The organism is Mycetocola zhadangensis (genome assembly GCF_003668565.1).
Classification (GTDB): domain Bacteria; phylum Actinomycetota; class Actinomycetes; order Actinomycetales; family Microbacteriaceae; genus Mycetocola_A; species Mycetocola_A zhadangensis.
Genome location: NZ_RCWJ01000004.1, coordinates 242,859 through 268,225, shown reverse-complemented (window position 1 = coordinate 268,225; position 25,367 = coordinate 242,859). Strand labels below are relative to the sequence as shown.

Below are 25,367 nucleotides of genomic sequence, written 5' to 3'. Positions count from 1 at the left end.
CGACGGCACAGCAAAACGCCCGGACCGTTGACGGTCCGGGCGATTTGCTGAGCGCTGCGGTTTAGGCTCGCGCTGCTTCGACGACCTTCCGGGCTGCCGCGAGCGCCTGCTCGAGGTCAGCCTTGAGGTCGGCCACGTTCTCGAGCCCGACCGAGAGGCGCACCAGACCGGGAGTGACTCCCGTGGTCAGCTGCTGCTCAGGGGTGAGCTGCGAGTGCGTGGTCGACGCCGGGTGGATGACGAGGGAACGCACGTCGCCGATGTTGGCCAGGTGTGAGAACAGGCTCAGCGTATTGACGAGTTCACGGCCGGCGTCGACGCCGCCCTTGAGCTCGAAGCTGAGCACAGCACCGACACCCATCGGCGCGTACTTGTTCGCGGCTGCATACCAGGGGCTCGACGGCAGCCCCGAGTAGTTGACGCTCGCGATGTCGGCGTGGCCGTCGAGCCACTCGGCGATTTCCTGCGCGTTCTGCACGTGACGTTCGATGCGGAGCGACAGGGTTTCGATGCCCTGGATGAGCTGCCACGCGCTCGCCGGAGCGATGGCTGCTCCCAGGTCCCGCAGCAGCTGCACACGCGCCTTGATGATGTAGGCCAGTCCGTCACCGACAGCCGTGGTGTAGCTGGCGCCGTGGTAGGACGGGTCTGGCTCGGTGAGGCCGGGGAACTTCTCAACGTTCTTGGACCATTCGAATGTGCCACCGTCGACGATCACACCACCGATCACCGTGCCGTGCCCGCCGAGGAACTTCGTCGCCGAGTGAACGATGATGTCCGCGCCGTGCTCGAACGGCCTGATGAGGTAGGGCGTCGCAATCGTGTTGTCGACGATGAGGGGGATTCCTGCCTCGTGCGCGATGCTCGACACCAGCCCGATGTCGAGAATGTTGATGCGCGGGTTGCCGATGGTCTCGGCAAAGAACGCCTTGGTGTTCGGGCGGATCGCACGGTGCCATTCGTCTGCGTCGTCCTGGTCCTCAACGAAGGTCGTCTCGATGCCCAGCTTGGCGAGCGTGTACTTGAACAGGTTGTACGTGCCGCCGTAGATCGACGATGACGAGACGATGTGGTCGCCTGCCTGGGCGATGTTGAGGATTGAGGCCGTCGATGCGGCCTGGCCCGAGGCGAGGAGGAGGGCGCCAGTGCCCCCTTCGAGCGCAGCAACGCGCTCCTCGACGACCGCCTGTGTTGGGTTCTGGATGCGGGTGTAGATGTTGCCGAACTCGGCGAGCGCGAAGAGGTTTTTCGCGTGGTCTGCGCTGTCGAACACGTAGCTCGTCGTCTGGTAGATCGGCGTCGCGCGTGCCTTCGTGGTTGGGTCCGGAGCTGCTCCGGAGTGGATCTGCTTGGTTTCAAACTGCCAGGAAGCTGAATCGGCCATGAAGAGCTCATTTCGGGTAGGGAAGAAGGAGGCGCGTGTGCCGTGAAATCGAGCCTAGGCACACCGTGGAGCCGACACAATGCCGACGAAACATGCCGTAATCAGGTGCGAACAGGGCGCGGTGAATTCCGTCGGTACTCTGAGTGTCATGACGAGACGACGCGCAGTGGTGACAGGGGCAAGTTCAGGAATCGGGGAGGCAACGGTTCGCCTGTTTGCGAGTCGCGGCTGGGACGTCGTCGGAGTTGCCCGGCGTGCTGACCGGCTGGAGGCGCTCGCCGCTGAGACCGGAGCCCATGTTGTCGTCGCCGACGTGACCGTGCAGGCGGATGTGGATCGCCTGCGAGACGAGGTGGCGGCATCCGGCGGAGCTGATGTCCTGGTCTGCAATGCGGGTGGTGCGTTCGGGATGGACAGCGTCGAAGCCAGCTCCGCCGACGACTGGGCGAAAATGTTCGACGTCAACGTGCTCGGAACCAAGCGCGTGATCTCGGCGCTGCTCCCGGTGTTGCGGAACACGGTCTCGGCTCCTGACGCCGCGTCGATCGTCGGTGTCACGTCCATCGCCGGCCACGTCGCATACGAGGGCGGCGGGGGATACAACGCGGCCAAGTTCGCCGAGCGCGCCCTGTTCTCGGTTCTTCGCCTGGAACTGGCCGGCGAACCAATTCGGGTGATCGAGGTTGCACCGGGAATGGTGCACACCGAGGAGTTCTCGCTCGTGCGTTTCGGCGGCGATCAGGCCCGCGCCGATGCGGTGTACGACAACGTTCCCGACCCGCTGGTGGCCGCGGACATCGCCGAGGCCATCGTGCACGCCGTTGAACTGCCCGCTCGAGTGAACATCGACTTGATCACCGTGAAGCCCGTCGCGCAGGCCGCGCCGCACAAGGTGATCAAGGGTGATCTGAAAATGAAGCGCGCCTGACCGGCGATTGCCCTGCTAGCGTTCCGACATGGCGAACAGTGCAAACGTGCTTCCCGGTGGCAACATGAACGCCGTCACGCGGATCGGCGACACGGTTCAGCGCGTCGCCGGCCCGTGGACGCCAACCGTGCACCGGTACCTCCGCTACCTCGAACGCAACGGGATCGACTGGGCGCCTCAGCCGATTCGCGCAGACGAGACGGCCGAGATTCTCAGTTTCATCGAGGGCGATGTGCCGCTCTACCCGCTGCCAGGCTGGGTGTGGCATGACGATGTGCTCGTTGACGGCGCCCGAAAGCTGCGGCAGTTGCACGACGCGTCGATCGGGTTCGGGCTCGATGGGGCGGTCTGGCAGTCACCGACGAAGGTGCCGTCCGAGGTGATCTGCCACAACGACTTTGCGCCACACAACCTCGCGTTCGCACCTGACGGTTCGATCGTTGGGGCGATCGACTTCGACATGTGCTCGCCCGGCCCCAGGCTTTGGGACATCGCCTACTTCGCGACGCGCACCTGCCCGCTCACCCAGCATCCGCCTGAGGGCGCCCCCGGTGCGGACGACGCGATTCGACGCATCGAACTGATCCTGACAAGTTATGAAACGGATGCCACGTGGCGCGACGTTCTGCGCGTCGCGGCCACACGGCTCTGGGACCTCGCCGAAATGTCAATCGAGAAGGCCGATGAGCTGTTCAAACCAGAGCTCCGTGCCGAAGCTGTCGCCTACGAACGGGATGCGCAGTACCTGGCGTCAATCCTTAAAAGTGCGTGATTCCGTAAACCGGCCCGTTTGACGCCAGCAGGGTGCGGAGCCGGACTGCGGCGCCGTCCGTGTGCTCAACCAGCTGCCCTGCGGCCCGGAGCACAACAGGATCGGCGCCACCGAGATAGAGCGAACTCAGCACCCACGCGTCCATCTCGACGTCAGGGGTCGCGCCGTCTTCCCGCTCGACGTGCGCCGTGGCATCCGTCACTGAAATCCGGAACGTTCCGGCCGCGAAACCGAGCTCGTCGATCACACGCAGCACAATCTCACCGTCGCTGACATACGGGCGTGCTTCGAGCGCGGCGATCGGGTCGAGAATGCGCAGCCAGACCCAGTCCTCTGCAGCAGTGACCGAGATCAGCCGCGGGTCAGCGAGAGCCCAGGAGAGCGGGTTGTCCAGTCGGCCGGCGCGCCAGGACACCGAGTCGCAGAGTTCGATCGATGCGAGGTACTGCCAGAGACCGAGGTACGCGTTGTCGTCGATCGCCACGAGGTCAAGAACCTCGATCGACCGGGCGTCGGTGCCGTGGCCGGTGAACCTGTAGGAGACGTAGCCGTCGATCTCACCGGTTGTGTCGTAGTGCAACGCGGCGCGGATCGCGCGGTCGTCGTCTGTCGGGGCGTCCGGCTGGCCCGAAATGCGCCCCCAGATTCCGACATGCCTGTCGACGGAGCCCGTCTGGCTCGCGTGGAACTTCGCGAAGATGGCCGGCGCAAGCTGTTCGAGGTCCCTGGCGTCCACCCACTCGGCGGAACCCGTCGGTGTGGTGAGCAGGCGGAAGCGCGCATCGGTGGCCACGGTGATGTTGTTCGCCCACGTGCTCGGGCCGAACCCGAACCGCCGGTAGATCGTGGCTTCGGATGCTGTCAGTGCGGCCAGCGCGAGACCCGCCTCGTGCGCTCGAGTGAGGCTGTCCGTCATCATCCGGCGGAGGAGGCCCTTGCGGCGGTGTGTCGGACGAACGGTGACAGACGAGATCAGGTGGGCAGGCACCAGGCGACCCGAGCCGACGTTCACGGTCTTCTCGAACGAGGCGAATGTGGCGACGGGGTACTCGGCAGGGAGCGAGGACGCGCGACGAACGACGGGGTACGCGCCTGTAAGAGCCTGGTCGTCCCGCTCCAGGCGGATCGCCGCCCTCGAGACGGCCTCGTCTGTCATGCGCGGAAAGTGGAAGCCCTGGTTCTCGACCTGCACCCAGCCCGCTGTCTGCGGATAGTCCGCATCCGTGGGGGCGGCCGCGCGGAAAATGCGGAGTTCGTAGTCCTTCTCGTGTTTGCTCACCTGTTAACCGTATCAACGGCGTTTTGGGCGCGCCTGTGGGGCGGTAGCGTGAAATTCATGACAACTGCGGCATCGATCGACGCCCCCGTGCCCGTACCCGACCGCGAAGTGCTCGGCTGGGACGAGTTCGGAACAGCCTCGCGTGAGCTGGCCGGCACAGTGCTGGCCTCCGGATTTGACGCCGATATCGTCGTGGCCATCGCCAGGGGTGGGCTGCTGCTGGCCGGGTCGATCTCCTACGCACTCGGCACGAAGAACTGCGGAAGCATCAACGTTGAGTTCTACACCGGTGTGGATGAGCGACTGCCTGAGCCTGTCCTGCTTCCACCGCTCCTCGACGCTTTTGCGCTGCTCGGGGAGAACGTGCTTCTTGTCGACGACGTTTCCGACTCCGGCCGGACGCTCGCCATGGTAGTGGACCTGCTGGAGGGCCACGGTGCGACGGTTCGCACGGTCACCCTGTACTCGAAGCCGCGGACGGTGCTCGAGCCGGACTATGTGTGGCGCAGAACCGACAGGTGGATCACCTTCCCGTGGTCGGCGCTGCCTCCCGTTACCGTCGTCGCCCCGTAGGCTCGACGTATGAGTGTGCACCTGGTTGGCGGCGGTTGGTCCGAATCCCTGAGCCCGGCGGTCTATGACCTGTTTGTGGCAGAAGCTGAGGCGCGAGCCGCGGCTGAGTCATTCGAAGGAGAGCCGCGCATCGCGGTGATCGTCGTTCGCGACGGTGATGCGGCCGACCACGCGGCCAAACTCATCGAGGCGGCTTCAGGAGCGGGCGAATTCGAACCGGTGATCACCGGGCTGACCCACGGAGACGTCGCCACAACAGCGGCGCTCGCCGACGTCCACGGAATTCTCATCGGCGGCGGCCTGACTCCGGCCTACCTGGCGAGCCTCGCGCCCATCTTCGGCGAGATTCGCCGCCTCGTCGCGTCTGGAGTTCCGTACCTCGGCTTCTCGGCCGGGTCCGCGATCGCCGCTGAACGAGCCCTCGTCGGCGGGTGGCGTATCGGTGGTGTCGAGGTCAGCCCCGAAGCCGGGTCCGAAAACCTTGATGAGGTCACCGTGGAAAACGGCATAGGACTCCTCGACATCTCGGTCGACGTGCACGCCGTGCAGTGGGGCACCCTGTCACGCCTCATCGCGGCGACCGAAGCCGGTCTGGTCGACGGCGGCGTCGCCATCGACGAAAACACAGCCTTCGTCGTCGGTGAAGGCGCGCTTCGTGTCGTCGGCGCTGGGAGCGTCTGGCAGGTCCTCTCCACCGACGGTGGTGTCCGCGTCTCCTCGCTCGCCGCAGGATGACGTTCGACCTCGCCGGACTCGCAGCGGCTGGCCGGATCGACCCCGGTTGGGCCGACGCCCTGACGCCGGTGCAGCCTGAGCTATTCGCGCTTGCCGAGTTCCTCGACGCCGAGGTGAAGGCTGGAGGGAGTTTTCTCCCCGGCCCTGAAAACGTGCTTCGCGCCTTCCGCGCTCCGCTCGATGACGTGCGTGTGCTCATCGTCGGGCAGGATCCGTACCCGACGCCAGGTCACCCGATTGGTCTGTCCTTCGCGGCTGACCCGCACGTGCGCCCGCTGCCGCGCAGCCTCGTCAACATCTACCGGGAACTGCACGACGACCTGGGGATCGCCCCGGCCGAAACAGGGGACCTCAGCCCCTGGACCGAGCGTGGGGTCCTGCTGCTCAATCGAGTGCTCACCGTCTCGCCCGGCTCGGCAGGGTCGCACCGCCGGAAGGGGTGGGAGACCGTCACGGATTGTGCGATCACAGCGATCGCCGCGCGCAACAAGCCGCTCGTTTCCATCCTGTGGGGCCGAGACGCCCAGATGCTTGCCCCTGTGCTCGGAAGTACTCCGAGGATCGAAAGTGCCCACCCGAGTCCGCTTTCGGCATCACGGGGATTCTTCGGGTCGCGGCCGTTTTCCCGGACGAACGAGCTTCTGATCGAACAGGGTGCTGAACCGATCAACTGGCGACTGGAGTCGACGACGCTCTGGTGAGATGCATCGTTTCACGCTCGGCCCGATGTGCCGCGCGAAACATGATCGCCACATCCGTCACTTACTCTTGATTCGTGCTTGAAGAGGAATACCAGCCCCGCCGTCGGTTGCCACCACATTTGCGGAAGAAGCCTGAGCCTGAGGCGCCATTCAGCTACTCGATCCGCGAGGCCCGGCTGGAGGATCTGCCGCACGTTCGGGAGATCTACAACTACTACGTGGCCAACAGTGTCGTGACCTTCGACGAGGACAAGATGTCGCTCGCGAAGTGGAAGGCGAAGTTCGCGCACCTGACGAAGCTCGGCCTGCCCTTCATCGTGGCCGAGTCTCCCAACGGGGTCATCCTGGGTTACGCACTGGTGTCGCCGTGGAAGGACAAGCGCGCGTACAGGTACACGGTCGAGAACTCGATCTACCTCGGTCCGGCATCAACGGGCAAGGGGCTTGGGCGGGTCCTGCTTGGCGAACTGATCGAGCGGTCGAAGGAGGCAGGGCTCAAGGAGATCCTCGCGGTCATCAGCGACAAGGGTGCTGAGGGATCGATCGCCCTGCATGAGTCGTTCGGATTCGTCGAGATCGGGCGGATGGGCAGGGTGGGTTTCAAATTCGAGCGTTGGCTTGGGACAGTGCTGTTGCAGAAGTCGCTGAAGTAGCTGTCGCCTTGACTGAATCAGCTTCGATCGAGCGACCTCCCCGCAGCACACCGCTCCGGGCATACGCTGGCGAAATTCATGCGGCACCGGTCGACGTGTTCGCGGCGCTGGAACGTCACCTCCGGGCGGAATCAGAGGGTACCGGCATCGCGGTCGATGCTGCCGGGCGCTTCATTGTCGTGCAGGGCGGTTGGTGGTACCGCGCTGAGTACCGGGTGCTGGCGTCTGAGAACGGGGCGCGAATCGAGCACGAACTGCTGAATGTCGCGCTCACGGCTCACTGGGCCGGGCCGCTGGCTGGGCAGAAGGTTCTCAGGGACTCGCCCGCTGCGTTCGGCGCGCTACTGACAGCGATGGCTGCCGAACTCGAGGGATGACAAACCACGAACGCCGGTGGGGTGACCACCGGCGTTCGTGGGTGTGCGGGTCGTGCTCCGGCTTGGCTACCCGCGCGGGGTGGCCCGGCTCAGGATGAAATATCCTGCCAAGGCCGAGAGGGCCGTCGGAACGAGCATCCAGGTGACCACTCCGTGCGGTCCGACCGCGACGAACCATTCGCCGACAAGGTGCCAGCTTTGCGTCAGGGTGATCAGCGCTACAGCGCCGACGATGAGCAGAATGCTGATCGCGGATGCGACGAGGAGCCCGTTGGTGCGCCACCGCATGTAGACAGTGCCGCTGACCGTTCCAACGAATGCGAAGAACATCATGGCGACGGTGAAGATGAAGAGCCGCTGCCAGACCTCACCTGAGCCGAAGTAGATCGAGGTGAACATGTGGCCGCCGAAGCCCCAGCCGTTTGTCCACTCCTCGACGTAGGAGAGCACCGTAAGGATCACACCGTATGACACCGACAGCAGCAGGAACGCCAGTGTCGAGCCGAGGTAGAACTCGCGCCGGGTGAGACTGAGGCCGAGCGCGTATCCGAACGTCATGTTCATGGCCTGCACGCCAATGACGAGCATGTACACGAAAATGTAGAACGATGCCCCGCTCCACTGGGTTCCGTCGAGTGCGTCCTGACGGTCTGAGCCCGTGACACTCGCGCTGATGATCCACCAGATGATCATGTTGATCACCCAGATGAACCCCAGGATCATGAGCGGGATCCAGTACACGGTCCACTTGTTGATGAGATTCAGTCGAGCGGCTTTCCAGATCCGGTTCATGGGATGCGGGTTGCCTGCCTGAATCTGCCCTGGCTGTGGCGCTGTCGACCGTTTGCCCTGTTGCGCCTGTCGGGTTGAGGATGCTGTTGTCATGACTGGATCTCGAATTCCTTCTCGGTGACGTTGGTGCGCCGAACGATGAGTTGCTGAAGAGATACGGGGGAGAGCTCGAGGCCTGCCGCAGCCGCCTCTCGCCTGTCCGCGGCGCTGAGTTTGCCGACGGTGACGGATGCCAGGCCGCCGATGCCCTCGCGGGAGAGGATCTCGCGACCCTCGACGAAGGATTCAACGGCTCCGCGCATTCCGACAACTGTGGTCGCTGAGCCGCGGAGAGCTTCCGCCGGTTCATCGACGATGATTGAGCCCTGATCGATGACGAGAACGTGCTCCAGGAGTTGAGAGACCTCGTCGATCAGGTGGGTGGAGAGCACGACCGTGCGGGGGTGTTCCGCGTAGTCCTCGAGAAGCCGATCATAGAAGAGTTGCCGAGCGACCGCGTCCAGTCCCAGGTATGGCTCGTCGAAGAACGTGAGTGGTGCGCGGGACGCCAGCCCGACGATGACGCCGACCGCTGACAACTGCCCGCGTGACAGTTTTTTGATTCGGCGATCAAGCGGAAGCCGGAATTCTTTGACAAGTTCCGCCGCGAAATCGGCATCCCAGTTTTCAAAGAACCATGGTGCGCTTTCGAAGACGTGTTTTGGCTGGAAGTCGTCAGGGTAGCGTTGGCTCTCCTTAATGAATGAGATGCGGCTCAACACCCGTGCGTTCTCCGCAGGAGCCTCCCCGAACACCCGGACGTCGCCGGAGGTGGCGAACTCCTGCCCTGTGAGCACTTGCATGATGGTTGTTTTGCCAGCGCCGTTCCTGCCGAGGAGACCGGTGATGGTGTTGGGGATCACGTCAAAATCGACGTTGTTCACCGCGGTGACTTTGCCGAATCGTTTGGTGAGGTTCCGAACGCTGATGACAGCGCCGGATCGTGGGTCTGTTGCGTGAGTCATGCTGGGACGCCTTCCGTTGAAATCATTTCGCTGAGCTGGTCAGGGTTGATGCCGAGCTTTGCCGCCTCGGCGATGAGTGGCCGAACAAATTCATCGCGGAAGCGGTCCTTGCGGACCTGAACGAGTCGGGCCTGCGCCCCCTGGGCTACGAACATGCCGATGCCTCTCTTTTTGTAAAGGATCCCGTCGTCGACGAGGCGGTTGACGCCCTTCCCGGCGGTGGCGGGATTGATGCGGTAGAACGCGGCGAACTCGTTCGTCGACGGCACCTGGCTCTCTTCGCTCAGGGAACCCGAGATGATGTCGTCTTCTATCTGCTCCGCGATCTGCACGAATATCGGTTTGCTTTCGTCGATCACAGCGCCTCCGGTTATTTGGTTAGTTGGTGCAGTAACTAACCAACATCCTCGAGACGAATTTGTCAAGCAAAAGTTTTCGAATTGGCGGCTTAAGCTCGTTGCGTGACTGAAATGCATGAGCTGAGCGCGCTCGATCAGTGGCTGGCGCTTCAGCGCGGCGAGTTCTCGCCCTCCGACCTGACCGAGCATTACCTGGCGCGCATCGAGCGGCTGAACCCTGAACTCGGCGCTTTTGTGACGGTGACGGGGGACGCTGCGAGGAGACGAGCAGGGAATCTGGAGTCGCTGGTCTCTCGCACGAGTCCGCTGTGGGGACTGCCGATCGCCGAGAAGGACCTCACCTCTCGTCGAGGAGTGCAGACCGGTTACGGGTCGCGGGCCTTCATCGGGACCGTTGCCGCGCGTTCGGACGAAATCGTCGATGTTCTCGACGGCGCCGGCGTTGTCAGCCTCGGCAAAACGAACACTCCCGAGTTCGGGATGTATGGCTACACGGAGTCGCTCGTCGCTCCACCGGCTCGGAACCCATGGGACCCGGCCCTCGGGGCCGGAGGGTCGAGCGGGGGAGCCGCCGCTGCGGTCGCCGCCAGACTGCTCCCGTTTGCGCCAGGCAGCGACGGCGGAGGCTCCATTCGGATCCCCGCAGCTGCGTGTGGTCTCGTCGGAATCAAGCCATCTCGTGGACTTGTTCCATCGGGTTCCGGCGTCGATTCGGTTGGCGGGCTGGCCGTGAAGGGCCCGATTGCACGAAGCGTGACGGATGCCGCCTTGCTCCTTGATGCCATGATTGCGCGGCGAAACGGGCGAATCGATCACCACTTCGCCCTTCGTGCTCCTGATGAGAATGACGGTGACCTGCTCGGAGCCGCTGTGCGGGGGGAGGGGCGATTCAACATCGGTGTGCTGCGAAACAGTCCATTTGATGGCGCGAGGGATATTGTCATCGCGCCAGAAGCATCCGCTGCCCTCGACATTGCCCTTGGGCAACTGGCATCCATCGGCCACGGTCTCGAGGACGTTGTGCTCGTGCATGACGGTGTCTACCCGGACGCATTTAGAAAGCTCTGGCAGATCTCAGCGGCTGGGATACCCGTTTCTGACGACAACCTGCAGTTGCTTGAGCCGGTGACGGCTGAGCTGGTTCGCGCGGGGCGCGCACTCGGGGCGTGGGAGGTCACGGAGACGCTCGGAATTCTTAGCGGGTTCGAGCGCAACGTCATCTCGCAGTTCTCACGGTTCGATGTTGTGGTCTCGCCCTCGCTCGGGCAGACTCCGCGGCCGGTTGGCTCGTACAATCTTGAGGATCCGGAGCAAAATTTCTGGCAGCAGGTGGACTACTCACCCTTCACGTCGTTCGTCAACGTGGCTGGGTTGCCGGCGATCACTCTGCCGGTTTTCGAAACCGCAGAAGGGCTACCCATGGGGGTGCAGCTGATTGGTCGGCCGGGAGGCGAATCGACGCTGTTGTCGGTCGCAGCGCAGCTTGAGCGCCGGATTCACTGGCAGCACCGCAGCCCGGCTGTCGCGAATCGCTGACCTCGGCGGGTGCGTCGGTGTGACAGCCCGAGGTTCCTGCATCATGATGGACAGATGAGCACAGCCGCGCGAGTTCACCTCTCCAAGACTTTTCCGTCGGCCTACGAGAAGCTTGCGGCGCTATCCACAGAGGTCGGCCAGATCGCCAGGGATAACGGCATCGAGCCGCTGCTGTCTGAGCTTGTGCAGATGCGAGCGTCGCAGATCAATGCCTGCGCCTATTGTTTGCGGGTTCACACGAAGAAGGCCCTGTCGCTCGGTGAGACGCCGGAGCGAATGACGGTGCTGTCTGCCTGGCGGGAGGCCGGGTTGTACTCGGAGCGCGAGCGTGCGGCGCTCGCGCTCTGTGAGGCGATGACACTGGTTTCGGATGGGCATGTTTCCGACGAGGTCTATGCCGCGGCGCGCGAGGTTTTCTCCGAGACGGAGTTTGCCGCGCTCTCCTGGGTGATCGTCTCGATCAATGCGTTCAATCGCATCGCCGTCACCAGCCGGTATCTCGTCGATCCGGTGCCAGCCGAATAGGTCGACGAGGTGTCCCTTCTGGGAGCGGGCTGGGCGATCGGGTCCTCGCCTAGTGGTTGAGGTAAGGCTTGCCTATACTGAGAGGGACATGACGATACAGCCCCGCTCAGACCACTCGGGTCACAAAGTGAATGAAGCGAACCACAAGCACCGAGTTCAATTTCTGATTGGCGGGGACGAATCCGCTCTACCTGAGCTCGAGGCGGTTCTGTCGACGCTTCCCCTCTGTGCGACGGGCCGGGTGTTTGTCGAGGTTGAGTCGGAAGACGAGATCGGCTTACTCGACGTTCCTCCGCGCATGACTGTCACCTGGCTTCCGCGTTCCCGTCGTTCGGGCGCTCCGGGTTCCGGTGCGAGCTGCGCTCAGGGTGAGGCATTCTCCCGTGCGATTCGCGCGTGGGCTGCAGAGATGCTGTGCGCGGACCCCGAAGAAGCCCACATCTGGCTCGGTGGTCACTACCGCGGTGTTGCTGAGGCCCACGACTACCTCACGACGTCTCTGGGTGTGGCTGCTGACGTGATTCAGACTCCGCCCGCATACCGCCTCGGCGTTTCCCGGTAGAAGCACTCTTCGTCGGGTTCTTGTTCAACGCACCGTTGGGCAGCGGTCCAACGCATCGTCGGGCGCCGGTTCGACGCGCTGATGCGGTTACGGGCTGGGCTTCTCGGGCGGGACGTACCAGCTGTCCAAGACCCGATAGTTCGATTCGCGACGACGTCCATGCGGCTCAGATTCCGGTGATCGGCCACGGTTGGCAGGTCGCGATGATCCTGACGGGGCTGACGGCCCTGGTGGTGAGCCCGGTGCCTGCCTCGGCGGCAGCGGAGGTGGCGTGCGCGTGATCAGTTCTTCCGCTTCCATTGCTTCACCTGATGGTGGCTTCTCCGGCACCGTCGTTGGGTCGACGGGCGGTCCTGCTGCTCCCGCAGGGTCGGGCGGCGTTTGCCGGTTCTCAGCGGCGCGGGCTTGCAGCGCCTTCGGCGGAGGTTGCTTGAGGGTGGACTTGCTGCGGATCGGTCGGGGTTTTTGTTCGGGGTCAACGCTCGCGGGTGGGATTGCGAAATAGTTGCTGCCCTCGCGGATGATCTTCCATCCGTTGTTATGAACGAGCAGGTGGTCCTCGTGGCAGAGGAGCACTCCGTCGGCGATGTCAGTGAGGCCGTTGTCGGCAGCCCATTCATTGATGTGATGTGCTTCGGTGTATGACGGTGGTTTCGTGCAGTCTTCGAAGACGCAGCCGCCGTCTCGGATGGCGAGACCGACGCGTTGTTTTGTGGTGAAGCAGCGTTCTTCGCGGCCGACGTCGAGCGGGTTGTTGTGTTCGTCGACGGTGACCAGCCGCGTACCGGAGGTGCAGATATTGCGTTCGATGATGTTGCCTGGGATCGCTTCGCCTGTGTCTTCATTGAACCCGGTTCCGGTGAGGCGGCCGTCGGCGTCGCGCCTGTGAAACTGTTCTTCGGTGATCACGATGCGGACGCCTGGCTGGCGGGAACCGAACGCGACCGTCGGGTCGGCTTCGACGCCAGCTTTCAGGGTGGCCATGATCAGGTCGAAGACGAGTTGGTCGTTACTGCGGGGGTCATCGAGGAGTTGCTTGGCCCGTTCGGCTTCAGCGGGGTCGACCATGCGCGGGCCGCCGCGGCGGGGTCTCATTCCGACGCCAACGAGTTGGTCGATGAACGCGGCGGATTCGTCATCGAACTCCACCCAGGCGGTGCGGACGCCTTCAGCGGAGCGGCTGAACCGCCATTTGCGGTTCTCGAAGTGCTGGTCCCACCGCAAACGCACCCCGACGGGGTCGATCTGGTCGCGGATGAGCCGTGCTCGCCGGCCGAGTTCGTCGGCGTTCACCCCGGCCGCATCGTCCAAAATTTGTTCAGCGGAGAGGCGGAGGTCTTCGACGCTCACGCGCTCGTTCGGTTCTCCGAGCCCGCGCATGATGATGGTGACGGCCTCCGGCTTCAACAGCCTGTTACGCACCGCCCGCGTCAGCGGTTCGTGCCACGGCGCCTCCGGTGTCGGCCGTGACGGCTCAATAGAGCTGCCGGTTTCGGGCTCGTGAAGTAGGTCAGTGCTGTTACCGGTCGGGTGGGTGGCGGCGTCAGCCTCGCCCATTGCTTCGCCCAGCTTCACCTGCCGGGCGGCTTCTACCCGGGTTGAGCCGGTCAACCGTTGCACCATATCGACGGCGTTGTGGTCGCCGTTTCGTTTCGCGAGGCCGGAGTAGCCCAGGTCGCGGACGGACCGTTTCGCCACAACGCCGGCGGTCGCGGCGACAACAGCGTCTGCTTCGGAGCGCAATCGTGATGCCTCACGCAGCAGATGTTCAAGGTCAGCGTCGGTGGCCCTGTCGACGAGAAGCGACAACGGAGGCACAGCGCCCGGGCCGGTGGCGTTCGACCCGAGCGACGACGAATGGGACTCAAGCGAAGCGATCCGATCACACATGTCCTGTGCGATTCGCCGGATCTGCTCCGATACGTGGGCCATGCTCAAATTTTACCAAGCAAGCATCGGAATTAGAAGCTTTGTTCGAAACTATGTCAAATTCGCGCCTGTGGAGGACTTTCTGGGAAGGGCAGGGAAAACACACACAATCGTCCATCTGCGGCACGGCGTAACTTGCGCGACCGCCCGGAGGGAGTGGCCGCAGATTTGCCGGAATTTCGCCCGGCGGTCCCGCCTAGACTCGCCAGGCCGGCGGGTGTACTTTCGGGCTATGGAAGGCTCCATGCACCATTCTGGGGCCGACCGCGAGTTCGATGAACTACGCCGTCGTGCGTATGGTCGGGACCCAGACATCGGTTCCGATCCTGCGGCTCTCGCGAGGTTACGCGAGCTCGAGGCGGCACACCGTGCTGACGCCAGGCGTCGGGCGGTTGCCTCTGCGGGTGATCGGGCCGCCGGTGCGAACGTCGCTCCGAGCTTGAGGGCTGCACGCAACGAGCCAGCGGGCGTTCAGCTGATGCCGCAGCCAACCGAAGAGTCGTCGTCGTTGGCGTCAGCGTCGACAGCGCCCCCGAAAAAGAATGGCTGGTTGCGTTCGCTCCTCGCCCGCGCCACGGCGACGCGGAGGAGTCGTCTGGCCTGGTCGGTTGGCGCAATCGTCGCAGCGAGCGGGATCGCTGCGGTTCTCCTGCTCATTCTCGTACCGCGTCCCGACGTTATCCTCCGCTCGACCGACACCGAGGCCAATAGCGTGGTCCGCAGGCTTGTGGTCGAGCAAGCTGCCCAGTTCGAAATCGACCCCTCGACGCTTCGTGCGTACGGCTCGTATCTCGGTCTCGACATTTGGTCCGGGGTCAACGCCTTCGGCTCGCGGTGCCTCCTGGCGGTGCTCCGGGCGGAGAACACCCTCTCGGAGTCGCGCTGCGCTCCGCCGGCAGCAGACCTCATCATGGATGTCTCATCATCGGGTGACGGGTTCGAAGGATTCGACGGGCGGGTCGGCGACGGCATCGTCCGGTTCATGCTTCGTGGTGACACTGTGAATGCGTACGTACATCTGATGCCGGAGGGCGACCAATGAGTGGGTCCCCGTCCCCATCGGGTGCTGATCGACCGGCAGCGGGCACCGGGCCCGCGGTGCCGCCAGGCGGAACGTCGAGGTCGCCGTGGCAACGTCTCACCGCGACTCGAGCTCGTCGGAGTTTTTTCCTGGCTGGCACGCTCGCGATTTTTCTCGTTCTGGTGAACTCCGTGGCCTGGCTGGTTGCGCCACATCCGGATGCCACACTGCGTCTGATCACGGATTCACCAGACACCGTCGTGCTCTCGTTGCTCGGGTTCCTCGGAGCGGACGTCGACCGCTCCAGCGTCCGCGGCTACGAACAGTATCGGGGGTTCGAACCTTGGTTTTCCGTGGAAAAACAGGGGCAGCACTGCCTCATGGTCGTCGAACGTTCGACACGAATGGTCGACGGGGCCAACTGCGTGCCGCCGGGCGTTGATCTTTTTGCCGACATCGGCGCGTGGCCCGTTCTGGGGAACGACTACCTCGAGGGACTCCCGGACGGGAGCATCATCCGGTTTCACTACCGCGGCAACTCGGTGGACGTCTTCGTCTATCCCGCGTCGGAGTCTGGCTGAGCCCAGCGCCTCCGGTCGAACGATTGAGGTCAGGGAAAGCGCCGCTCCGCTGCATGAGTGAGGCAACACGCCACCTCGAACCCCTCGATCCCGTCCATAATGGAGCAATGGATTTCCGCACTGCCCCTGCGCTCGGCCTCTCCGACGGCCACACCATTCCACAGGTCGGATTCGGTGTATACAAAATTCCTCGTGAGAGAACAGCGGATGCCGTCAGCACGGCTCTCGAGGCCGGCTATCGTCACATCGACACGGCGACGCTCTACGCCAACGAGGCCGGGGTGGGGGAGGGAATCCGCCGTTCGAACCTTCCGCGCGAAGAGGTCTTCGTGACCACCAAGGTGTGGAACTCCGACCAGGGCTTCGACAGCACACTCCGGGCGTTCGACACCAGCATGGACCTGCTCGGACTCGACTACCTCGACCTTTACCTCATCCACTGGCCCGCCCCGGCGCAGGACCTGTACGTCGACACCTGGCGTGCCCTCGAGCGCTTGCAGTCGGAAGGTCGGGTGCGCTCGATCGGTGTGAGCAACTTTCACCCACACCACCTCGAGCGTCTCGTCAACGAGACAGAAACCGTTCCCGTGGTCAACCAGATCGAGTTGCATCCCTGGCTGCCTCAGAAGGCGACGCAGGAGTTTCACTCAGCCCATGGCATCCGTACTGAAGCATGGTCACCGCTCGCCCGCGGGCGCGTCCTCGGGAATCCCACCCTCGACGCGATCGCTGACAAGCACGGCGTCAGTGCTGCGCAGGTCGTGCTGCGCTGGCACGTGCAGCTCGGCAACGTGGTTCTGCCGAAGTCGGTGACCCCCGAGCGCATCGCGGCGAACATCGACGTCTTCGGTTTCGAACTGGATGACGCCGATCTGGCCAGCATTGCCACCCTCGAATCCGGTGAGCGCACCGGACGCAACCCAGATGAGCTCGACTGACATGCGAAGCGAACAAGGAACGGACGTAACACGGTTGGCCGTATCAGCAGACCTTCGCGACAGCTTTGAACGGTTGAAGGCCGAACTTCTCACCGACCTCGGGCCAGCCGAGATCGAGCCTTATCGGCAGCTCGCCGAGAGGCGCGCGCCCGAGCTGGCGACGCTCGCGAACACCTTCGGCATGGAGTGGGAGGACCTCAGCCTCGAGGGCGGCGTCGAGGTCACCCGACTGTGGCCGCGGGGTTCTGTGGCGAAGGAACGCTCCGGCACGATCGTGTTCCTGCACGGGGGCGGGCTGATCGCCGGCTGCCGCGCCGACGGACTCGACGTCGTGCTCGAGCCAGCCGCTGCGCTTTCGGTCGAGGTCTGGACTGTCGAGTACGGTCTCGCCCCGAGCACCCGATTCGCCGACGCCGTCGAGCAATGCCTCACAGCGGTCGACGCCGCCCTCTCGGCCGGAAGCGGGCCAGTGGTGATCGCGGGCCAGAGTGCGGGAGGCGGACTCGCCGCCGCCGTCACGCTGCTCGACAGGGACAGGACAGGGGGACGCCTGGCCGGCCAGCTCCTGATCTGCCCAATGCTCCACCCGGCAAGTGACACCACGTCAATGCTGCAGTTCGAGTCCGACCCGCTGTGGAGCAGGATCAGCAACGCAACGGCGTGGCGCGCCGCGCAGGGCAAGGCAGAGCAGCACACGGGCATCGGGCCAGCCGGGCAGCACGAGCGGCTCGACGCGCTCCCTCCGACCTTCCTCGACTCGGGCAGCGCCGAAGTGTTCCGCGACGACATCGTGTCGTTCGCGTCTCGGCTCTGGGCTGCAGGAGTTCCAACCGAACTGCACGTTTGGGAGGGCGGCTACCACGGCTTCGACGGCGTCGAGCCGTTGGCCCCGGTCTCGCGCCAGTCCCGCACAGCTCGAACGACGTGGCTCGGGCGGCTGCTCTCCGGCGGGATCAGCTGAGTTCTGCCCGCACCTGCGGGAGCACCTCGGTGGCCAGCAGCTCGATCGACGTCATCACCCGGGCGTGCGGCAGGCCAGCCCAGTCCATCTGCAACGCGTGCCGATCGTAGGCAAGGTGGCCGTGCAGCGCGATCATCTTGTCGGCGACCTCGTTCGGGCTGCCGGCGAAAATTGCCCCGCGTCTGGCGGTCTGCGAGTCGAAACCCAGCCGACTCGGCGCAGTGAACCCGCGCTCCGACGCGATTGCCGTCATCGATGTGCGCCAGTACGGGTAAAAGGTGTCCTTCGCCTCCTGGCTCGTTTTCGCGAGAAACCCTGGTCCTGAGACGGCAACTCTGAGGTCGGATGCCACGTGGCCGGCCGCCGCTCCCGCCTCGCGATACAGCTTGGCGAGCGGAGCAAACTGCTCAGGGTATCCACCGATGATGGCGTAGTTGATTGGCAAACCCAGGTAACCGGCTCGCATGGATGACTCCGGGTTGCCGCCGGTGGCGATCCAGATGTCGAGCTTCTCGCCGTGCGGTCGTGGGAGGATGAGCGCATCGTTCAACGCCGGCCGGAACCGACCTTCCCAGGTCACCCGCTCGGCCGAGTTGAGCTCGAGCAGCAGCTGCAGCTTCTCCTCATAGAGCGCGTCATAGTCGGCGAGGTTCGCGCCGAACAGCGGGAACGACTCGATGAACGAGCCGCGCCCTGCGGCGATTTCGACCCGCCCGCCGCTCAGCAGGTCGATCGTCGAGAACTGCTGGAACACCCGCACCGGATCCTCGGTCGACAAAACGGTGACGGCGCTCGACAGGCGAATGTTCTGGGTGACCGATGCGGCGGCCGCAAGCACCGTCGCCGGTGAGCTGATCGAGTACTCGGGCCGGTGGTGCTCGCCGATGCCGAACCAGTCGAGCCCCAGCTCATCGGCCAGGCGGATGCGCTCGAGCGTTTCTTTCAGCTGTTGCCCGGGCGAGCCGAGCCGTCCGGTCGCGGGGTCAGTTGAGATATCGCCGAAGCTGTACACGCCTAATTGCATGCTTATGAATACACTCCGGAGGTCTCAATCATTCCCAGACGCAGCGATTCGGGAGCGCCCGCTCCCGCCGGACGGCCGAATATAGCCACCCTTCTCGAGGCCGGCCTCAATCTCGAACCGGTTTCTGAGCGGATCACGACCGGCGAAGAAATAGAGAATCGGAAACAGCATCCCGTACCGCTGCCACTGCCGCTTGTGCACGGCCTCGTGCTCGAGCACGTCACTCGACACGTTCCGGTTGGTCAGGTAGCACCCGCCGACGCAGGATCCACCTCGACCGAAGGTCCAGTGCGGCATTCCCGTGAACACAAACAGTCCGTTCCTTCTCCGGATCCTCCCGGTCGACCAGATCGCACCCCAGGTGAAACCGACGGCCGTCGCGTAGAGGTAGCCGGCGCGGCTGAGCATCGAATCGATCAGCACGGCCCTTACTCCCCGGCCCGGTAGGTCTCGAGCAGCCGAAGCCAGATCTCACTCATGGTCGGGAAGGCCGGCACCGCGTGCCACAGCCGGGTGAGCGGAACCTCACCGACAACGGCAATGGTCGCCGCGTGCAGCAGTTCAGCGACATCCGCTCCGACAAACGTGACACCGATCACCACTCCTCGATCCTCGTCGACGACCATGCGAGCGAAGCCCTCATAGCCGTCGGCGTGCAGCCCTGCTCCAGACACAGCTCCGAGGTCGTAATCCACCACCCGGGTGCGGTAACCGGCCCCAGCGGCGGCCTCGGCCGTCAGTCCAACACTCGCCACCTGCGGCTCACTGAAGATGACGAACGGCACACGTTCATGATCAGCGGATGCCGCCAGGTCGCCCCACGGTTCGGCTTGCGTTTTCGGGGCGCTCACGCGGGCGGCGATCGCCCGGCCAGCCGCACGGCCCTGGTACTTGCCCTGGTGGGTGAGCAGGACGCGGGAGTTGACGTCTCCGACGGCGTAGAGCCAGTCGACGCCGTCGACGCGGAGGGAGTCATCGACCGAGAGCCAGTCGCCGGGAGTCAGTCCGATCGACTCGAGCCCAATGTCAGTTGTGCGCGGAGTGCGACCCGTCGCCACGAGAAGCTCCGCTGCGGTCACCGTGTCGCCTGAATCGAGCTCGATCGACACCTTACCCGAGCCCGTTCGGTTCACGCTGACCGGTGAGTCGCCCAGGATTGTCGCTCCGTCGGAGCGCAGCCGTTTGCCGACCGCTTCACCGGCGAAGTCCTCGAGTCCGGCCAGCAGTCCGCTTCGCGCGATCACCGTCACGGCCGAGCCGAGGGCAACAAACGCCGTGGCCATCTCCGCGGCAACAACGCCTCCGCCGAGAATGGCCAGCGACGCCGGCACGTTCTGCACGCTCGTGGCGTCGCGGCTCGTCCATGCCTGCGCGTCGGCGAGCCCGGGTATGTTTGGAACCCGCGCGGCCGACCCCGTGCAGACGGCGACCGCGTGGTTTGCTTCGAGCACAACGGTTTCGCCGTCCGCCGTTGTCACCTCGACCCTGCGCTCGCCGGTGATGCGGCCGTGGCCGCGCACGAGGTCGATGCCGACGCTCTCAAGCCATGGGAGCGAACCCGAGTCGTCCCAGTCACTCACGAACGAGTCGCGACGGGCCAAGACGGCCGCGACGTCGAGTGGCCCCGACACGGCTTGTTTCGCGCCGTCCACCCTTCGTGCGGCGTCGCGCGCCGACGGCGGACGCAGCAGGGCCTTCGACGGAACGCAGGCCCAGAACGAGCAGTCGCCTCCGACGAGTTCACTTTCGACCACCACACAGGTCAGCCCGGCCGCGGTCGCTGCATCGGCGACATTCTCTCCGACGGGTCCAGCTCCGAGCACGATGAGGTCATACTGCACAGTCATGACCCGAGGCTAGCGGTCGCGAGTGGTGCTGCGGAATGTCAACGCGCGAGCGCCCCGAGGATTCGCAGGATCGTGCCGAGGTCGTCGACGGCTCGCTCGACACTCGACGGGGCGAAGCCGCAGATCCCGGCGCCGGCAAGCTCGAATTCGGCGCGAACGGCTCCGATGAGATCGACGAGGTGGGCCGCCGGGAGGCCGAACGGTTCTGCCCACGAGGTCCCGGCGATGTCGGCGGGGTCGAGCACGTCGAGGTCGATGTGGATGTACACCTTGGCTGCGCCTGAGTCCCGCACCGCCTCGATGACGTTCGCCGGTGTCCATTCGTCGACAGACAGCATCCGTATTGATCGATCGTCGAGAACGGGCTGCTCGGCATCGTCGATCGCGCGGGCCCCGAGGATCACGACATTCGCCGGGGGCAGTGGAGCTGTCGATGCGAGCTGGGGGATGCCCTCACCGAGCAGGGACCGAAGCACCATGCCGTCGAACGATCCTGACGGTGATCCGTCTGGAGCATTGAGGTCGGGGTGGGCGTCAATCCAGAGCAGGCAGACGTTCCCGTTCGCAGTGGCATGTTCGACGGCGGCGAGCTCGACGGAGCAGCCCCCGCCGATCGTGATGACAGGGGCGGTCGCCGCTCGAAGTGCAGCCAGCTGGCGTTCACGGATGACGGTGAGCGACGACAACCGGTTCACACCGGTTTCGAGCGACTCGCCGGCCTCAACCGGCACATCGACCGAGACGGTCGCCGACGCCGGCAGGTCACCGCGGATCGCGTCAGCCCCGTCGATCAACCGCATCGCTCGGGAGGAACCGGAACCCTGCCACGCGGGCACAACCATAAACGTCGCCATCCCCTTAGTATCCGGCAGCCGACCGGGTTTGGGGGAGTGCTTCCGTGTGTTGCGCGCTGTTTCGGGCCGCGGCGCTGTTTTCCAGCTGGGCAGGGCACAATGGAAGACACGATGAAAAGGAGGCCCGCGATGGTTGATGCCGCTGCGCGCCTCGTTGTTGTCGAGGTCACCACTCGCCGCGAGAACGCCCCCGAGTACGACGCGTACGTCCGCACCATGATTGACCGCGCTGCAAACGAAGCCCGAGCGACAGGGTGGGACGTCACCCAGCTGTCCGCCGCCGACCTCGGCGTGGATGGTCTGCTCGACGCAGCCGATGCGGCCGACGCCATTGTTGTGATGGGCGGCGAAGACATCGACCCGCAGTTCTACGACGGCGAACGCGGTTACGAGGGCGAGGGTTACCACTTTGAGGTTGCCGACGCCGCGCAGATCGAACTCGTGCGCCGCGCGGCCGAACGGCATGTTCCGGTGCTCGGCATTTGCCGCGGCCACCAGGTCATCAACGTTGCCCTCGGAGGCACACTGCTGCAACACGTTGAAGCGCCAGGACACCGGGTGATCGACCTTCCGGTCGAGTACGCACTCATCGAGCACCCGGTTTCGCTCGAGCGGGGTTCGCGCCTGGCCGAGCGGTTCGGGCGCGAACACGTGCTCGTGCAGAGCGCTCACCACCAGGTTGTCGACAAGCTCGGCTCAGGCCTCACCGCCGTCGGCTGGGCTCACGATGGGCACATCGAGGCGATCGAGCACGAGTCGCTTCCGATCACCGGTGTGCAGTGGCACCCGGAGGCGCTGCTGGCGCCGACCGGCCAGCTACGCGTGCTGCTCGACGCGCTCGCCGCCGAGACCCGGGCAGTGCTGCAGCGCTCCTGACCTGCGTGCGCGCCCCGCAGCATCCGCTCGGCCGGGTGTAAGGAAAACGGGCCGAGATAAGGACGAGATGTGCTCCCGCGTCCTTGTCTGGGCGTGTTTTCCTTATTCCGTCGTGAGAACGAATGCCGCCCCGAACGTAAAACAGGACATCGCACGTTTATCAGGTCAAAGTTTCAAGAAACTGCCTGATAAACGTGCGATGTCCTGTAAAGCGGCTGGCTACAACGCTCGGCTACTCACCCGGCGTGTACGGAGCGCCCTGCGTCACAGCTGGCGCGCTCGGTGTCGACGAGACGGCGGGGGAACCGCCCGACTTCAGCGCGGCGAGGCGCGCCTCGACCTCGGTCAGTTCGCCGATGTCCTCGAGCGACTCGAACTGGGCGTCGAGGCTCGACGCGGCGAGCTCCTGCTGGCCGCGAACCTTGGCCTCCTCGCGGCGAATCTTGTCTTCGAACCGGCTGACCTCGCTTGTGGGGTCCATAATGTCGATGCTCTTCACAGCATCGGCGACCTTCTTCTGCGCCTCGGCGGTCTTCGAGCGGGCGATGAGCTCGCTGCGCTTCGACTTGAGCTGCTCGAGCTTGCCCTTCATGCCATTGAGACCGTTCTTGAGCTGGTCAACAACCTGGGTCTGCGACGCGATCTGCGGCTCGGCCATCTTCGCCTCGTTCTCCGAGGTGATCTGGCGCTGCAGGGCAACCTTGGCGAGGTTGTCGAACTTGTCTGCGTCGCCTGCGTTGCCCGCCGTGCGGTACTCGTCTGCCTTGCGGCTCGCGGCGAGCGCCTTGTTGCCCCAGTCGCTTGCGGCCCGAACGTCTTCGGCGTGGTCTTCCTCGAGCAGGCGCAGGTTTCCGATCGTCTCGGCAATGGCGCTCTCAGCGTCGGCGATGCTGTTGGTGTAGTCGCGCACCATCTGGTCGAGCATGAGCTGCGGGTCTTCCGCCTGGTCGATGAGCGCGTTGATGTTCGCCTTCGCCAGCTGGGCAATGCGCCCGAAGATTGACTGCTTGGTCATTGTTCTTCCTTCCGATCGGTTGATGTAATACGGCAGCCCTAAAACCGGCCGCCACCTCGCCTGGAGCGTGAGCCGCTCCCGCCGAAACTTCCCGCGCTGCGTCCGCTCGAGCGACCTCCGCCGAAGCCGCCCATTCCGCCGAAGCCGCCGCTTGAGCGTCCGCCTCCGCCGAACATGCCACCGCCCCCGCCGCCGAGCACCTGCCCGATGAGGATGCCGCCGAGGATCGCGCCCATCGACCCGTCGCTTGACCCGCGCCCGCCACCCATCATTCCGTCCAGCCCGTACGAGTTCGAGAACCCGCTCACGTCATTCTGGGCGTACTGCATGGACTGCCGGGCCAGGTCATTGGCTCGCTGTGCATAGGCAAGAGCCGATACCGAGTCGGATGCCTGCAGCTGGGTGGCGAGGACCAGGTTGCGTCCCGCTTCGGCCAGCCTGGTGCGGGCTTCGGCACCGACGGCACCGCGCCGGGCGGTGAGGTACTCCTCGGCGGCGGCGACCTGTGCCTGGGCGCTCGACAGCGACTGCCCCAGCAGAGTCTCGGCGTGCCGCTTCTGCGCCTCTGCATCGCGGACATGCTGAAGCACGCTGTCGATAGTCGCGTTCGCGGCCTGGAGCCGCTGCACCATCTCGGCCGGGGAGTACGTGCCCTGTGCGCGGTCAGCCTCGATCTCGGCCAGGATTCCCTCCGTCGCACCGATCACATTGGCGAGCGATCCCTCGGGGTCCGGCTGCGACTGGGCAAGCTGCAGGTCATTCTGCAACTCGGTGCTCAGCGCGCGGATGGATTGCTCAGCTGTCTGCAGATCTGCGGCTGCGTGGTCGATGGCGTCGAGGAGAATCCCGGCCTGCTCGATCGAATCTTCAGCGGCACGGATGTCGACTGCCGCGGACGACAGGTCACCTGCGGCGAGGTCCTGCTCGGCAGCGTCGAGGCCGGTCGAGGCGAACCGGAGTCGTTCCTCGGCTTCGGCGACGTTGTCGGCGACGGCACCGAGAGCGGCAGCACTGTAGGTGCCGGATAAGCGGGAAAGTGTCGCCTCGGCTGGGGCCGTTCGGCCGGAAACGCGCCCGAGTTCGGTGCGAAGCCGCACGACGGCATCCGGTGCATTCTTTTCAATCTGTCGCAGCTCGTCGAATGCCGCTGCTTCTTGATCGAGCGTGGCGTTCGCGTCGGTGCAGAGCTGGATGATCTCGGCATTCCAGGCGCGCACCTGCTGCTCGGTGTCTGGCTCGGCGTCGTCCAGCCGCTGCTGGATGGTGAAGGCCTGAGAGAGGGTGGCTTTGGCTGTCGTGATGGCCCCGCGAAACGTGGTTGCCGACTCTTCGCCGTACTGGGCGATCGCGAAGCCGAGTTCCTGCTCGCTCGTGCGAACGGCGTCGTCGGTCTCGATCAGTGCGCTTCCGGCCTGACGCCCGAGGTCCTCGGTCGAGACGGCAGCGAGCTCGGCAGGTTCGCCAGCGCGCGGGTCGACAGCTGCAGCCTTTTTGCGACGCCGCATCAGGGCGATAACGAGGATTATGGCGATCGCGACAATAACGAGAAGGACAATCCAGACGGTGCCACTCGATACCCCTCCGCCGTCGCCCGGAGAGCTTGCGACATCCTCTCCCGAAATGGCGTTGGTCAGTCCCTGTGCCGCCGCTATCCCGGCGCCGGCCCAGTTGTCGCTCTGCAGCTGCGGAAGGACCAGTTGCTGCTCGATCTCGCCGAGCTGTTCGTCGGTGACCGGCCCGCTCGAGTCGCCCGAGAGGTAGTAGGTTCGTCCCTCTGTCGCAACGGCGAGGAGGTACTGGTTCGGACCGAGTCCGTTGGTTTGCGCGGTGGTGTTCGCCCATTCAGCCGCGTCGCTGGGATTCTCGAAGGTGTCGACGTAGACGACCCAGAGGTCAGCGCCGGTTTCCGATCGGAGTTCATCGACCGCGTCCTCGATCGACGCGACGCCGCTGGCATCCAGGACTCCTGAGTCGTCGAGAACCCTTGAACTCTCCAGAGTGACGGGTTCTGCGGCGAATGCCGCGGCAGGGATTCCCAGGGTGACGGCGACAGCGAGTGCCACGGCGCCCCAGATCGAGCGTGCCCGCATCGGCCCACCTTCTGTTGAGGTTCACAGTACGGTGCGAGTCTATTGTCGCGA

The 25,367-nt window shown here is 64.7% G+C and carries 27 protein-coding genes; 15 read left to right on the top strand and 12 right to left on the bottom strand.

Annotated elements, in window-relative coordinates; all coding sequences use genetic code 11:
- Nucleotides 1-61: 61 nt before the first annotated feature.
- On the bottom strand, nucleotides 62-1,384 hold the full coding sequence (locus D9V28_RS14060) for a bifunctional o-acetylhomoserine/o-acetylserine sulfhydrylase (protein ID WP_121660376.1): 1,323 nt from the start codon (nucleotides 1,382-1,384) through the stop codon (nucleotides 62-64).
- A gap of 148 nt (nucleotides 1,385-1,532) precedes the next feature.
- Here D9V28_RS14060 and D9V28_RS14055 point away from each other — a divergent pair, with 148 nt between their 5' ends.
- Both D9V28_RS14055 and D9V28_RS14050 read left to right on the top strand, forming a co-directional pair.
- Nucleotides 1,533-2,312: an SDR family NAD(P)-dependent oxidoreductase gene (locus D9V28_RS14055; RefSeq protein WP_121660434.1), complete on the top strand. Its 780-nt coding sequence runs from the start codon at nucleotides 1,533-1,535 to the stop codon at nucleotides 2,310-2,312.
- 28 nt (nucleotides 2,313-2,340) lie between these two features.
- Nucleotides 2,341-3,084 (top strand): phosphotransferase, encoded by a 744-nt coding sequence (locus D9V28_RS14050; protein ID WP_121660375.1) that lies wholly within the window; start codon nucleotides 2,341-2,343, stop codon nucleotides 3,082-3,084.
- Here D9V28_RS14050 and D9V28_RS14045 read toward each other — a convergent pair.
- Entirely contained in the window at nucleotides 3,071-4,363 is a 1,293-nt protein-coding gene (locus D9V28_RS14045; RefSeq protein WP_121660374.1) for a GNAT family N-acetyltransferase, read from the bottom strand. The two genes, D9V28_RS14050 and D9V28_RS14045, sit on opposite strands and share 14 nt — an antisense overlap.
- Nucleotides 4,364-4,420: 57 nt before the next feature.
- On the opposite strand from D9V28_RS14045, the gene D9V28_RS14040 reads away from it, so the two are divergent.
- The 5 genes from D9V28_RS14040 to D9V28_RS14020 all read left to right on the top strand — a co-directional run bounded on the left by D9V28_RS14040 (nucleotide 4,421) and on the right by D9V28_RS14020 (nucleotide 7,402).
- Nucleotides 4,421-4,936: a phosphoribosyltransferase gene (locus D9V28_RS14040; RefSeq protein WP_121660373.1), complete on the top strand. Its 516-nt coding sequence runs from the start codon at nucleotides 4,421-4,423 to the stop codon at nucleotides 4,934-4,936.
- Nucleotides 4,937-4,945: 9 nt separating this feature from the next.
- Entirely contained in the window at nucleotides 4,946-5,671 is a 726-nt protein-coding gene (locus D9V28_RS14035; protein ID WP_121660372.1) for a type 1 glutamine amidotransferase family protein, read from the top strand.
- Entirely contained in the window at nucleotides 5,668-6,372 is a 705-nt protein-coding gene (locus D9V28_RS14030; RefSeq protein ID WP_121660371.1) for a uracil-DNA glycosylase, read from the top strand. Before D9V28_RS14035 ends, D9V28_RS14030 begins: the two co-directional genes overlap by 4 nt.
- 74 nt (nucleotides 6,373-6,446) lie before the next feature.
- Nucleotides 6,447-7,025: a GNAT family N-acetyltransferase gene (locus D9V28_RS14025; protein ID WP_121660370.1), complete on the top strand. Its 579-nt coding sequence runs from the start codon at nucleotides 6,447-6,449 to the stop codon at nucleotides 7,023-7,025.
- Nucleotides 7,026-7,033: 8 nt separating this feature from the next.
- Nucleotides 7,034-7,402, top strand: coding sequence for a hypothetical protein (locus D9V28_RS14020; RefSeq protein WP_121660369.1), 369 nt, complete (start codon nucleotides 7,034-7,036; stop codon nucleotides 7,400-7,402).
- Nucleotides 7,403-7,468: 66 nt separating this feature from the next.
- Here D9V28_RS14020 and D9V28_RS14015 read toward each other — a convergent pair whose 3' ends face one another.
- Genes D9V28_RS14015 through D9V28_RS14005 form a run of 3 tightly spaced genes read right to left on the bottom strand, consistent with a single transcriptional unit; the run spans nucleotide 7,469 to nucleotide 9,557 of the window.
- Complete coding sequence (locus D9V28_RS14015; RefSeq protein ID WP_229728082.1) at nucleotides 7,469-8,287, bottom strand: hypothetical protein; 819 nt, start codon at nucleotides 8,285-8,287, stop codon at nucleotides 7,469-7,471.
- Nucleotides 8,284-9,198: an ABC transporter ATP-binding protein gene (locus D9V28_RS14010; protein WP_121660368.1), complete on the bottom strand. Its 915-nt coding sequence runs from the start codon at nucleotides 9,196-9,198 to the stop codon at nucleotides 8,284-8,286. Before D9V28_RS14010 ends, D9V28_RS14015 begins: the two co-directional genes overlap by 4 nt.
- Entirely contained in the window at nucleotides 9,195-9,557 is a 363-nt protein-coding gene (locus D9V28_RS14005) for a GntR family transcriptional regulator (RefSeq protein WP_121660367.1), read from the bottom strand. Before D9V28_RS14005 ends, D9V28_RS14010 begins: the two co-directional genes overlap by 4 nt.
- A 102-nt stretch (nucleotides 9,558-9,659) precedes the next feature.
- Here D9V28_RS14005 and D9V28_RS14000 point away from each other — a divergent pair, with 102 nt between their 5' ends.
- The 3 genes from D9V28_RS14000 to D9V28_RS13990 all read left to right on the top strand — a co-directional run bounded on the left by D9V28_RS14000 (nucleotide 9,660) and on the right by D9V28_RS13990 (nucleotide 12,180).
- Complete coding sequence (locus tag D9V28_RS14000) at nucleotides 9,660-11,093, top strand: amidase (protein ID WP_121660366.1); 1,434 nt, start codon at nucleotides 9,660-9,662, stop codon at nucleotides 11,091-11,093.
- A 54-nt stretch (nucleotides 11,094-11,147) separates the two neighbouring features.
- Nucleotides 11,148-11,618, top strand: a complete 471-nt coding sequence (locus D9V28_RS13995; protein WP_121660365.1) for a carboxymuconolactone decarboxylase family protein — start codon at nucleotides 11,148-11,150, stop codon at nucleotides 11,616-11,618.
- A gap of 88 nt (nucleotides 11,619-11,706) precedes the next feature.
- A complete protein-coding gene (locus D9V28_RS13990) occupies nucleotides 11,707-12,180 on the top strand; it encodes an SIP domain-containing protein (protein WP_121660364.1) in 474 nt (157 codons plus the stop codon).
- An 87-nt stretch (nucleotides 12,181-12,267) separates the two neighbouring features.
- Here D9V28_RS13990 and D9V28_RS13985 read toward each other — a convergent pair whose 3' ends face one another.
- On the bottom strand, nucleotides 12,268-14,112 hold the full coding sequence (locus tag D9V28_RS13985; RefSeq protein ID WP_121660363.1) for a DUF222 domain-containing protein: 1,845 nt from the start codon (nucleotides 14,110-14,112) through the stop codon (nucleotides 12,268-12,270).
- Nucleotides 14,113-14,353: 241 nt separating this feature from the next.
- Here D9V28_RS13985 and D9V28_RS13980 point away from each other — a divergent pair, with 241 nt between their 5' ends.
- From D9V28_RS13980 to D9V28_RS13965, 4 genes are all read left to right on the top strand, one after another.
- Complete coding sequence (locus D9V28_RS13980) at nucleotides 14,354-15,151, top strand: hypothetical protein (protein ID WP_121660362.1); 798 nt, start codon at nucleotides 14,354-14,356, stop codon at nucleotides 15,149-15,151.
- The gene (locus tag D9V28_RS13975; RefSeq protein WP_121660361.1) at nucleotides 15,148-15,711 is read left to right on the top strand and encodes a hypothetical protein; all 564 of its coding nucleotides are present in this window, start codon (nucleotides 15,148-15,150) and stop codon (nucleotides 15,709-15,711) included. Before D9V28_RS13980 ends, D9V28_RS13975 begins: the two co-directional genes overlap by 4 nt.
- 107 nt (nucleotides 15,712-15,818) lie before the next feature.
- Nucleotides 15,819-16,649: an aldo/keto reductase gene (locus D9V28_RS13970; protein ID WP_121660360.1), complete on the top strand. Its 831-nt coding sequence runs from the start codon at nucleotides 15,819-15,821 to the stop codon at nucleotides 16,647-16,649.
- Nucleotides 16,650-16,683: 34 nt separating this feature from the next.
- A complete protein-coding gene (locus D9V28_RS13965; RefSeq protein WP_183086542.1) occupies nucleotides 16,684-17,610 on the top strand; it encodes an alpha/beta hydrolase in 927 nt (308 codons plus the stop codon).
- On the opposite strand, the gene D9V28_RS13960 is transcribed toward D9V28_RS13965, so the two are convergent.
- The 4 genes from D9V28_RS13960 to D9V28_RS13945 are packed head-to-tail and all read right to left on the bottom strand — an operon-like array spanning nucleotide 17,603 to nucleotide 21,335.
- Entirely contained in the window at nucleotides 17,603-18,634 is a 1,032-nt protein-coding gene (locus D9V28_RS13960) for an LLM class flavin-dependent oxidoreductase (protein WP_121660358.1), read from the bottom strand. The genes D9V28_RS13965 and D9V28_RS13960 overlap by 8 nt on opposite strands.
- 24 nt (nucleotides 18,635-18,658) lie before the next feature.
- Nucleotides 18,659-19,042, bottom strand: a complete 384-nt coding sequence (locus D9V28_RS13955; RefSeq protein WP_121660432.1) for a Fe-S oxidoreductase — start codon at nucleotides 19,040-19,042, stop codon at nucleotides 18,659-18,661.
- 20 nt (nucleotides 19,043-19,062) lie between these two features.
- Nucleotides 19,063-20,481 carry a dihydrolipoyl dehydrogenase family protein gene (locus D9V28_RS13950; RefSeq protein ID WP_121660357.1) on the bottom strand — a complete coding sequence of 473 codons (1,419 nt, stop codon included), beginning with the start codon at nucleotides 20,479-20,481 and terminating at the stop codon, nucleotides 19,063-19,065.
- Between the two features lie 38 nt (nucleotides 20,482-20,519).
- The gene (locus tag D9V28_RS13945) at nucleotides 20,520-21,335 is read right to left on the bottom strand and encodes an arginase family protein (protein ID WP_121660356.1); all 816 of its coding nucleotides are present in this window, start codon (nucleotides 21,333-21,335) and stop codon (nucleotides 20,520-20,522) included.
- A gap of 129 nt (nucleotides 21,336-21,464) precedes the next feature.
- Here D9V28_RS13945 and D9V28_RS13940 point away from each other — a divergent pair, with 129 nt between their 5' ends.
- Nucleotides 21,465-22,211, top strand: a complete 747-nt coding sequence (locus D9V28_RS13940) for a gamma-glutamyl-gamma-aminobutyrate hydrolase family protein (RefSeq protein WP_121660355.1) — start codon at nucleotides 21,465-21,467, stop codon at nucleotides 22,209-22,211.
- Nucleotides 22,212-22,443: 232 nt separating this feature from the next.
- On the opposite strand, the gene D9V28_RS13935 is transcribed toward D9V28_RS13940, so the two are convergent.
- Both D9V28_RS13935 and D9V28_RS13930 read right to left on the bottom strand, forming a co-directional pair.
- Nucleotides 22,444-23,226, bottom strand: a complete 783-nt coding sequence (locus D9V28_RS13935; RefSeq protein ID WP_121660354.1) for a PspA/IM30 family protein — start codon at nucleotides 23,224-23,226, stop codon at nucleotides 22,444-22,446.
- 38 nt (nucleotides 23,227-23,264) lie between these two features.
- Nucleotides 23,265-25,316: a TPM domain-containing protein gene (locus D9V28_RS13930; RefSeq protein ID WP_121660353.1), complete on the bottom strand. Its 2,052-nt coding sequence runs from the start codon at nucleotides 25,314-25,316 to the stop codon at nucleotides 23,265-23,267.
- Nucleotides 25,317-25,367: the final 51 nt, after the last annotated feature.